At 69.9% G+C, this 11005-nt stretch carries 5 protein-coding genes; 2 read left to right on the top strand and 3 right to left on the bottom strand.

Annotated elements, in window-relative coordinates; genetic code table 11:
* Positions 1 to 53 precede the first annotated feature (53 nt).
* The gene (locus BQ8420_RS09130) at positions 54 to 1265 is read right to left on the bottom strand and encodes a lactonase family protein (protein ID WP_087097406.1); all 1212 of its coding nucleotides are present in this window, start codon (positions 1263 to 1265) and stop codon (positions 54 to 56) included.
* A 483-nt stretch (positions 1266 to 1748) separates the two neighbouring features.
* Between BQ8420_RS09130 and BQ8420_RS09125 the strand changes: the two genes are divergently transcribed.
* A complete protein-coding gene (locus BQ8420_RS09125; protein WP_087097408.1) occupies positions 1749 to 2222 on the top strand; it encodes a globin domain-containing protein in 474 nt (157 codons plus the stop codon).
* 65 nt (positions 2223 to 2287) lie between these two features.
* Complete coding sequence (locus tag BQ8420_RS09120; RefSeq protein WP_087097405.1) at positions 2288 to 2974, top strand: pyridoxamine 5'-phosphate oxidase family protein; 687 nt, start codon at positions 2288 to 2290, stop codon at positions 2972 to 2974.
* Here BQ8420_RS09120 and hrpA read toward each other — a convergent pair.
* Both hrpA and BQ8420_RS09110 read right to left on the bottom strand, forming a co-directional pair.
* Positions 2952 to 6983 (bottom strand): ATP-dependent RNA helicase HrpA, encoded by a 4032-nt coding sequence (gene hrpA / locus BQ8420_RS09115; RefSeq protein WP_087097404.1) that lies wholly within the window; start codon positions 6981 to 6983, stop codon positions 2952 to 2954. The two genes, BQ8420_RS09120 and hrpA, sit on opposite strands and share 23 nt — an antisense overlap.
* Positions 6984 to 7178: 195 nt before the next feature.
* Entirely contained in the window at positions 7179 to 10994 is a 3816-nt protein-coding gene (locus BQ8420_RS09110) for an SDR family NAD(P)-dependent oxidoreductase (protein WP_255404853.1), read from the bottom strand.
* Between the last annotated feature and the right edge of the window lie 11 nt (positions 10995 to 11005).

Genomic DNA, 11005 nt, shown 5'->3' with positions numbered 1-11005 from the left:
CCCGACCCGCACCGGACCCAGCCCCCGCCCCACCTCTGGCGGCAAGACCTCCTTCACTCAGAGGCGCCGGCCGCTGCTTCGGCCTTGCGGATGCGTTTGATGGGGATGGGCAGGACGCAGACGGGGGCCGGGATCGCCATACGGTGACCGGTGTCCCGCGGAACCCCGGTGTCGGGGTCGATGAGCAGCGACATCAGCTCATCCCCATTCTGGGCGGCGGCGACCAAGTGATCCGGCTCGTCTCGGTGTCCCCTGACCACGGCGAAGTGGCGGGGCCAGGCACCGACCGGCGTATCCGCCAGGTGCTCCAGGCGGGCGCCGCCGTCCCGTACCGCGAAGGTGGAGATGGCGTCGGCGCCCCGGTTGGACACGTACACGCGCCCCTCGTAGGTACTGGTCGGGGGCAGGGCGTCGCCTTCGGCGATCTCCCGGCCCTCGACCTTGAGCCGGTGCAGGGCGATCTCGCCGGGGAAGTTCTTCCCGGCGGCCTCGTCTGCGGTGGCGGTGACCGAGCCCAGGTGCTCACCGCTGCCGGACACCCCGTCCCAGCGGACGACGTGCACGCGGGAGTCGAGCTCACCGGCGATGTACACGTGGTCGCCGTTGACCGCCATGTGGCGGGGCCCGGTGCCGGGCGGTAGGGGCACGCCCGGAAAGGCTCCCTCGCGGGGTTCGGGGGCCTCTTCGGCGAGCTGTTCGGGGACCGGGCTGTAGTGGTAGACGCGCAGGTCGTCGGTGCCCAGGTCGGCGGCGAGCAGGTAGCGGTTGCCGGGTTCGAAGGAGTCCAGGGCCACGGCGCTGCTGTGCGCGTGCGGGCCCTCCTGGCGGTCGCTGACCGGACCAGTGCCCTGGTGGGCGAATTCGAGGGTCTCGCCGGTGGGCGTGCCGTCCTCGGCGGTGGCGACGAGGGTGACCACGCCGTTGGCGTAGTTGGTGACGGCGACCTGGTGCGGGCCCAGGTAGCGCACGTGGCAGGGGGAGCCGCCGCCGGTGGGCACGGTGCCGATCTCGGTGAGGGAGGCGTCGCCGTGCGGGCGGAAGGCGGTGAGGGTGCCCTCGGCGCGCTCGTTGACCGCGTACACCGTGGGCGGTTCGGGTCGGTAGGCGAGGAAGGAGGGCCCGGTGGTGCCGGCGGCGATCCCGCCGTCGGTCATCTCGCCGGTGAGCGGGTCGAACCAGATCCGGTGGATGCCCTGGCCCTCCCCCGGCGGTTCGGAGTCGGGGGTGTAGGTCCCCACGAGCAGGAGCCGTCGTGGTGTGTCCACAGGATGCCTCGTTTCCGTCGCCTGGGGCAGGGATGTGGTCCATACCACCGGCGGCATGCTATCGCCCCCGGGCGCGGGCGGAGAAGGCCGAGTCGTCCGACGCCCGCCGACGACCTGGCTCGTGCCAACGTTTCGGAGCTCGACCGCTCAAAAGGCACCGAGGCGTGTGCACTTGAGCCCCCCGGTATTCACTGTTCACAAAAAGAGGGCTCTGCCCTACGTAGCGTGTCTGTTACAGTTCCTCCTCGAAAGACCGATTCAAGGAGGCCGAAACCGTTTTCTCCACCCCTGTCCTTTGCGGCTTCGACGGCTCCGACCTCTCGGAATCCGCGAGACTACGGAAGAACAGGGCGCTTCGGGACTTTTGTCATCAAATACTCAAAAGCCCAAAAAGACCCGATCATCGCCGGCGTGGAGAATGCACCCCGACCCGTGCGCTCACGGTCCGTGGTTCCCCGCACGCTCGAACAACTGGACTCCCCATTGGCCCTCCGCCCCATCTCCGAAGTACCGCTGCCCGACCAGGCGACCATCGAGCAGGTCCGCCTCTCGTGCGCCGACATCCCCGAGGGGTCGACGCGCCTGTCGAGGTGCTTCTACGATCATCTCTTCGTCATGGCCCCCGAAGTACGGGTGATGTTCTCCCATGACCTCAAACAGCAGCAGCAACGCATGGCCGACGCCCTCCTGTCCGTGGTCCAACACCTGGACACCCCCGAGGAACTCGCGGGGTACCTGCGGAGCCTGGGTCTGCAACACCACCGGGAGCTGGGCGTCCGACCCGAGCACTACCCCCATGTGGGACGTGCCCTGATCCGCGCGGTCAGCGAGGTCTCCCCCACCTGGTCCTCCTCGATGAGTTCGTCGTGGGTGCTGGTCTACCAGTGGATCACCGCGCACATGATGGCCGGGGCCGAACAAGCCATGTCCCACTCCGCGACCCACAGGGCACGCTGACGACGCCGGACACCACCGCGCATCGCCGTCCCTCGTACATCGCACACCGTCGAAGGTCCTCGTTGATGACACAGAGCAACAGCAACCACGTGCCCGAGCTGGAGGGGGAACGCTACGTACAGGCGGTCATGGGCAGCACCGAACGCGCCGACCGCTTCTACCGCGACCAGATGCTGGACCACCTCAACCCGATGATGAGGGAGTTCATCGCCCGCCAGGAGATGCTGTTCATCGCGACGGCCGATGCCCGGGGCGAGTGCGACTCCAGTTTCAGGGCCGGGCCGCCCGGTTTCGTGCACGTCATCGACGAGTGGACCCTGGTCTACCCGGAGTATCGCGGTAACGGTGTGTTCGCCAGCGCGGGCAACGTGATCCAGAACCCGCACATCGGGCTGATGTTCCTGGACTTCCAACACGATCGAATCGGCCTGCACGTCAACGGCCGCGTGAAGATCATGGAGGACGAACGTCTACGGCCGCACATCCCGAACCTGCCCCTACCGCAGACCCCGGGCCAACGGGCGCAGATGTGGATGATGGTGCAGGTCGAGGAGGCCTACATCCACTGCCGTAAGCACATCCCCCACCTGCGCAAGGTCGGCGCCGACGAGTCCTGGGGCACGGACGACACGCTGCGCAAGGGCGGTGACTTCTTCGCCACCAAGGAGGAGCGCGAGACCCGCCTGAGCTCACCGGGTGCCCCCCTTGGCGGGGGACACGCGATGACCACTACTTCTTATCGGCGGTCTTGACCGCCTCGATCGCCTTCATGATGCGTTTGTCGGATACCGGATAGGCGGTCCGCAGCTCCTGGGCGAACAGGCTGACCCGGTACTCCTCCAACATCCAACGCAGCTCGATCACGTCCGGGTCGTCCGCGCGGCCGGCCTTGAGCACACCGCGGATCCGCCGCACGGCCTGGCGCATCTGTTCGACCTTGGACATGTTGACCTGGTCGCGGCGCGGGTTCTCCGGCAGCTTGCTCAGTCGGTACTCGATACCCCTCAGGTACCGGTGCACGTCGTCCAGACGGGACAGGCCTGCGTTGGTGAGGAAGCCGTCCGAGACCAGGTCGCCCAACTGTCCCTGCACGTCGTTGAGCGAGGGCAGCACCGCCAGGGACGTGGAACCCTTGACCTTCTTGGCCACCTTGCGCCACAGCACGAGAACGCGGGCGGCCTTGTCCAGGACCTCGGCGAGGGTGTCGCCCAGGTCCGCGCGGACACGGTCGCGCAGCTTCGCGAAGTCGTCGCCGTTCCACACCGGGCCGCCCTCCCGGGCGAGCAGGTGATCGACGGCCGCGGACTCGGCGTCGGCGAGGATCTTCTTGATCGAACCGTGCGGGTTGTCGGCCAAGGCGAGCTTGTCCGGGTTGTTCAGGCCCTTGCTCACCGTCGTCGCCGGGGACGGGATGGTGAGCATCAGGAGCCGGCGAACACCCGCGCGCATGGCGGAGCGCTGTTCGGCGTCGGTGTCGAAGATGCGGATGGCGACGCTGTCGCCCTCGTCCACCAGGGCCGGGTAGCCCTTCACCTTCGGGCCCAGCGCCTTGCGCTCCAGGGTCTGCTCCAGCGGACCGAAGTCCCAGGAGGTGATGCCCTTCTTCTCCACGCCCTTGGCCTCGGTGGCGATGGCCTCGCGCAGGCGCGGTTTGAGCTTGGCGCGCAGCCCTTCGAGGTCCTTGGACTCGGCCAGGGTGCGTTTGCGGTCGTCCACGGCGCGGAAGGTGATGCGCAGGTGGTCGGGGACCCGGTCGAGTTGGAAGTCCTCGGACCGGACGCGTTCGCCGTAGGCCATGACGGTGAGCTCGGCGGCCAGGGCCTCGGTGAGCGAACCCTCGTAGGGGTTCAGGGCACCGCGGGCCCGGGCGGCGTTGTCGGGCACCGGCACGAAGTAGCGGCGCAGCGGCTTGGGCAGCGAACGGATCAACGCCGTGACGAGCTCGTCGCGCAGCCCGGGGATCTGCCAGTCGAACCCGTTGTTCTCCACCTGGTTGAGGAACTTGACCGGGATGTGCACGGTGACGCCGTCGGAGTCGCTGCCCGGCTCGAACTGGTAGGTGAGCGGGAAGACGAAGGGCCCCTGACGCCAGATGTCGGGGTAGTCGTCCTCGCTGACCACGTCCACACCGTCGTTGATGAGCTCCTCGCGGGTGAAGTCCAGGAGCGTGGGTTCGGTGCGGCGGGCCTTCTTCCACCAGGAGTCGAAGTGGGCGGCCGACACGGCGGACTCATCGACGCGACGGTCGTAGAAGTCGAACAGGGTGTTGTCGTCCACGACGATGTCGCGGCGTCGGGCCCGGTGTTCGAGGTCCTCGACCTCGTCGAGGAGTTTGCGGTTGTCGTGGAAGAACTGGTGGCGGGTCTCCCAGCCGCCTTCGACCAGGGCACGGCGGATGAACAGCTCCCGGGACACCTCCGGGTCGATCCTGCCGTAGGACACCTTGCGCTGCACGACGATGGGCACCCCGTAGAGGGTGACCCGTTCGAAGGCCATGACGGCGCCGCGTTTGCGCTCCCAGTGCGGTTCGCTGTAGCTGCGCTTGACGATGTCGCCGGCCAGTTCCTCGGCCCACTCCGGGTCGATCCTGGCGACCATGCGACCCCACAACTTGGAGGTCTCGACCAGCTCGGCGGCCATGACGAAGCGCGGTTGCTTCTTGAACAGGGCCGAACCGGGGAAGATCGCGAAGCGCGCCCCGCGACCGCCCAGGTACTCGTGCTTGTCCGGGTCCTTGAGGCCCACGTGGGAGAGCAGCCCCGACAGCAGCGACATGTGGACGGCGCGCGTGTCGGCGGTCTCCTCGCGCAGCGGCGGCACCTCGATGTCCATCTGCCGCAGGACCTGCTTGAGCTGGCCGTGGATGTCCTGCCACTCGCGTACCCGCAGGTAGTTGAGGAACTCCTCGCGGCACATCTTGCGGAACCGGTTGCCGGACAGTTCCTTCTGCTGCTCGCGCAGGTGGTTCCACAGGTTGAGGAAGGCCAGGAAGTCCGATTCCTTGTCGGCGAATCGGGCGTGCGCCTGCTGGGCCTGCTGCTGCTTCTCGGTGGGACGCTCGCGCGGGTCCTGGATGGACAGCGCGGAGGTGATGACCATGACCTCGGGCAGGCAGTCGCGTTCCTGGGCCTCCAGCACCATGCGCCCCAGGCGGGGGTCGATGGGCAGTTGGGCCAGGCGACGGCCAGTCTGGGTCAGGCGGCGTTTACTCTCCTTGGCGCCCTTGGGTTCGGGGTGCAGGGCGCCCAGCTCGCTGAGGAGGTTGACGCCGTCCTTGATCTGGCGGTGGTCGGGGCCGTCCACGAACGGGAACGCGGCGACGTCGCCCAGGCCCAATGCGGCCATCTGCAAGATGACCGAGGCCAGGTTGGTGCGCAGGATCTCGGGGTCGGTGTACTCGGGGCGGGACAGGAAGTCCTCTTCGGAGTACAGCCGGATACAGATGCCCTCGGAGACACGACCGCAGCGGCCCTTGCGCTGGTTCGCGGAGGCCTGGGAGACCGCCTCGATGGGCAGGCGCTGCACCTTGGTGCGGTGCGAGTACCGGGAGATGCGGGCGGTGCCGGGGTCGATGACGTACTTGATGCCGGGCACCGTCAGCGAGGTCTCGGCGACGTTGGTGGCGAGCACGACGCGGCGGCCGCCGTGCCGGGACCACACGCGTTTCTGTTCGGCCACCGACAGGCGGGCGTAGAGCGGGAGGACCTCGGTGCCGCGGAGCTTCTTCTTCTCCAGGGCCTCGGCGGTGTCGCGGATCTCGCGTTCGCCACTGAGGAAGACGAGGACGTCGCCGGGGTCCTCGCGGGAGAGTTCCTCGACGGCCTCCAGGATGGCCTGGGTCTGGTCCTTGTCGGTGCCGCCCACCCGTCGCCCGCCACCACCCTCAACGGACGCCTCCGGCGCGAACCCCCCTCTTGGATTCTTCTCGTCGGGGTCGAGGATCTCGTCGGTGATGGGCCGATAGCGGACCTCCACCGGGTAGGTGCGGCCGGAGACCTCGATGATGGGGGCGTCGTCGAAGTGACGGGAGAAACGCTCGGGGTCGATGGTGGCCGAGGTGATGATGATCTTCAGATCGGGCCGTTTGGGCAGCAGTTGCTTGAGGTACCCGAGCAGGAAGTCGACGTTGAGGCTGCGTTCGTGCGCCTCGTCGATGATGAGCGTGTCGTACTGGCGCAGCATCCGGTCGTGCTGGATCTCGGCCAGCAGGATGCCGTCGGTCATCAGCTTGACCAGGGTGTTGTCACCGGAGGAGTCGGTGAAACGGACCTTGTAGCCGATGGTCTCGCCCAGCGGGGTGCCGACCTCGTCGGCGATGCGCTCGGCGACCGTGCGGGCGGCGAGCCGGCGCGGCTGGGTGTGGCCGATGGTGCCCATGACACCGCGGCCGAGCTCCATGCAGATCTTGGGCAACTGGGTGGTCTTACCCGAACCCGTCTCACCGGCGACGATGACGACCTGGTGGTCGCGGATCGCCTCGGCGATGTCATCGCGCTTGGCGCTGACCGGGAGTTCTTCGGGGTAGGAGAGCTCGGGGACGGCCTCACGGCGCAGGTCCACGCGCATCTCGGCGCGGTCGACGTCACCGACGATCTTTTCGCGCGTCGAGGCGCGGCGGCGCTCGTCGTCGATCTTGGCGAGGCCGTCGATGCGGCGACGGAGCCGATGGCGGTCGGCGGGCATGAGGCCGCGCAACCGGGAGCGGAGCGGGTCCGCGTCGGAGGAGGGCTTGCGCGCGTGCGCGGGCGTGGTGGTGCTCATCAGTAACCAAGGTTAAGAGGGCCCGCAACCGGTTTTGCCGGGCATGGCCCGAAGCGCGGGCGGCTGCCGGGGTCGGGGTCCCGGGCGCACCACACAGGCCAACGCCCCGACGAGACGGATTGTTCCGCCGCCGATCTCGGGCCGGCAGGGTGGCGCGGTCGCGGTGGTTCCACCGCGACCGCGCCGACGAAGGGGTCACTCGGAGATGCTCCGGTCCACCGCCTCTGCGGTCCGGGGGGCGTGCTCCTCCATCATGGTGAAGTGGTCGCCCGGCACCTCGACCCGCTCGTGCTCGGTCGGCCAGCTCCAGTCCAGGCCGAGCTTGGCACCACCGGCGGTGACCACCGGTTCGATCGGTCGCACCTGCACCGTCGAGCCTCGCCACGACGACGGCCGCCACGAGTCGAACAGGTCGAGGTAGGCGCCCATCGCGGTCAGTCGGGCGGTGTCCATCAGCTCGAACTCGGTGGCGCGCTCGGTGACGAACTCCGTGACCATCGGCAGCAGCTCGTCGTCACCCGGCACGACCGTGTCGAGCAGGACGGCCTTCGTGGGCGGGGTGCCCCTGGCGGCGAGTTCCTCGGCGACGGCGTGTGCCGTCCAACCGCCCGAGGAACGACCGACCAGGACGAACGGGCGGCCGTCGGCCGCGGCGAGCGCCTGGTCGGCCTGGGACCGCACGAAGGTGTCCAGGTCGGTGGGCAGTTCCTCGCCCTCCAGGTATCCAGGCGCGGAGAGCACGTGGACGCCACGGCGCCCCTGCCAACGGCCGGCGAACCGGGCGAACTCGTGCGGGCCGGAGGTCATGACCAGCGACGGGTGGCAGATCAGGACGGGTTCCTCCGGGCCCGTGGCCAGGGTGGTGGTGGCGGAGGGCGAGGCCCCGGTGAAGACCGCGCGTGTGCGCGAGGCGGCCAAGGCCAGGCCGACGGCCTCCTTGGGGCGGTTGGCGACGCAGGCGTCCAGGAAGAGCCCGACCAGGCTGTCGGAGGTGCCCCCGTTCGTCTCCTTCGCCGGTTCGGCGCCGCCCATCTCCCGATCGAGGTGCTCGGCCAGGGTCACCGGGGTGGAGTACTGGAACACCAGGGTGGCGGGCAGGCGCAGGTCGGTGAGCCCCTGAAGGTGGTTGCGCAGTTCCACGGCGGTCAGCGAGTCGAACCCGGACTCGGGGAACTCCTGGTGGGCGCCGTACTCCCCGTAGCCCAGGATCTCCGCCGCCCGTTCACGGACCAGCCGGGTGATCAGCTCCCGGCGCTCCGCCCCCTGCGGTACCGAGGTCACCTGGTCGGTGTCACCGGCGGCGCGTTCGGGGGCGCGCACCAGCCCCCGCATCAGCGCCGGCACGGACCCCTGGGTGACCGCTCGGGTGCGCAGCCCCACCAGGTCGATCGGTGAGGGCACGAGCTCGGCGCGGTCCGTGGCCAGGGCGGCGTCCAGGAGCGCGCATCCCTCGCTGTCGCCGATCCCTTGGACGCCCCAGGTGCGGGCCATCCGGTTCGCGGAGACGTCGTCCATCTCGGCGAACTCGCGGGTCTCCACCAACCAGCGCCCCCAGGCCAGGGAGTGGGCCGGCAGGCCCTGCCCCCGGCGGTACCGCGCGAGTGCGTCCAGGTAGGCGTTGGCAGCCGAGTAGGCGGCCTGTCCCGCGCTGCCGAACACCCCCGCCGCCGAGGAGAACAGGACGAACGCGTCCAGGTCGAGGTGGGCGGTGAGGCGGTGCAGGTTCCACGCGCCCACGGCCTTGGGTCCCATCACCCTGTCGAGGCGTGCGGTGGTCAGACCGGTGAAGGTGGAGTCGTCGATCAGCCCGGCCGAGTGCACGACGGCCGAGACCGGGACCTCGTCGAGGAGTTCCCGTAGGCGGTCGGTGTCGGTGACGTCGCACGCCTCGACCCGGGCTCGGGCGCCGAGCGCGGTCAGCTCGGCGACGAGTTCGGTCGCTCCGGGGGCACGTGATCCCTGACGACCGATGAGGAGGAGGTCCCGCACGCCGTGCCGGACGACCAGGTGGCGGGCGACCAGGCTGCCCAGGCGGCCCGTGGCCCCGGTGACCAGGACCGTTCCGCCGGGGCGGAAGCGGGTGGACAGCTCCAGTACGGCCTTGCCGACGTTGTGGCCGCGCTGCATGATCTGGAACGCCTCGGGTGCCTCCTCGATCGGATACCGGCTGAGGGGGCCGCGGGGCAGGGTGCCGTCCGCGAGCAGCGGCAGGAGTGCGGCGAAGGCCCGCCGGATCGGTTCCGGCCCCGATTCCAGGACGTTGAAGGCCCGGTAGGTGAGGCCTTCGGGGACGTCGCCCGACCCGAGCAGTTCGTTGCGGCCCAGTTCCATGAACCGGCCGCCCTCGCCGAGCAGCCGCAGGGACGCGGTGATCGCGTCCCCGGTGAGGGAGTTGAGGACCACGTCCACGGTGCCGGCGCTCGCGCGGAAGTGCTCCTCGAACCCGAGTTCACGCGAGTGCGCGATCTCGTCCTCGCCCAGACCGGACTCTCGGAGCAGGTCCCATTTCTCGGGGCTGGCCGTGGCGAGCACTCGGGCACCGAGGTGCCGGGCCAGGCCGAGCGCCGCCTGACCCACTCCACCCGCGGCGGAGTGGATGAGGACGGTCTCGCCGGCGCGCAGGCCGGCCTCCTCCACCAGGGCGAGGTAGGCGGTGAGGTACACGGCGGGGACGGCGGCCGCCTCGGCGTGGTCCCACCCTTCCGGGATCCGGGCCAGGTACCGGTGGTCTGCCACCGCGATCGGCCCGAAGGCGCCCGGGAAGAGCCCCATCACCCGATCGCCCGGCTTCAGTCCTTCGGTCTCCTCACCGACCTCCAGCACCACGCCGGAGCCCTCGTTGCCGATGTCGCCCGGTTCGGGGTACATGCCCACGGTCATCAGGACGTCGCGGAAGTTCAGTCCCCCGGCGCGGACGGCGACACGCACCTCGTGGGGCGCGAGCGGGCGTTCGGCCACGGGGACGTAGGTGAGTCCGTCGAGGATGCCGCTTCCGTCGGTGTCCAGACGCCAGCCCGGGCTGCGGGCGGGCGGGACGGTGCCGTCGTCGGCTTCGGAGCGGGTGCGCGCCAGACGCGGAGCGTGGAGTCGCCCCTCGCGGGCGGCCACTCGCGGTTCCTCCGTGCGCAGCGCGGCGGCGACCAGTTCGGGGGCGGCGTGGTCGGCGTCCAGCAGTAGGAAGCGGCCGGGGTTCTCGGTCTCGGCGGAGGCGATGAGCCCCCACAGCGCGGCGGCGGACGGGTCGACGGGCAAGTCCGTGTCCCCCGGCAGGCTCACCGCGCCCCGGGTGAGTACGACGAACCGGGTGTCGGCGTAGTGGTCGTCGTCCACGCGGTCCCGGAGCGGGCCCAGCACACCGGACAACCGTGCGAGGGCCTGTTCGGGGTCGGCTCCCCCGGGACCTTCGGGCGCGAGCACGATCACGGTGGGCGCTTCCTCGCCCTCCTGTGGGCAACGTTCGATGCCGGGCACGGTGCCCACCGCGGCCCAGGTGGCCGGGTCGGGGACGGTGGCCCCGCCGGGGTCGGTGATCTCCTCCCACTCCTGGTGGAAGAGCGCGTCCTGATCCGCTCGGGTCGTCGGGGCGGCCTCCCTGACGGCGAGGGACGCAACACTCAGGACCGGAGCACCCTCGGCATCGGTGACCAGGACCTCGTAGGTGTCGTCCCCGGTTCGGGAGAGCTGCACCCGTACCCGTTCCGGGGTGTGGGACCGGTGCAGTCGAACCCCGCTCCAGCCGAAGGGCATCAGCAGCCGGGGGGCCTCGTCGGCGTCCGTCTCGCGCAGGAGCAGGGACTGGAGCCCGGCGTCGAGCAGGACCGGGTGCGGGCCGGTCATCGCCTCGGCGTCGGAGGGCAGTACGTCCGGCCCGGACTCCGCCCAGGTGCGGTCTCCGTCGGCCCGGACCGTGCGCAGCCCCTGGAAGGCGGGACCGTACTCGATACCCCGGGCCTGGAAGAGCGCGTAGGTGTCGGACATCGTGAGTTCGGTGGCGCCGGAGGTGGGCGGCACGGGGGTCGGCG

The organism is Nocardiopsis sp. JB363 (genome assembly GCF_900143625.1).
Lineage (GTDB): Bacteria > Actinomycetota > Actinomycetes > Streptosporangiales > Streptosporangiaceae > Nocardiopsis.
Note: the sequence above shows the minus strand (reverse complement) of the source record. Positions and strands in the feature narration are given on the sequence as shown.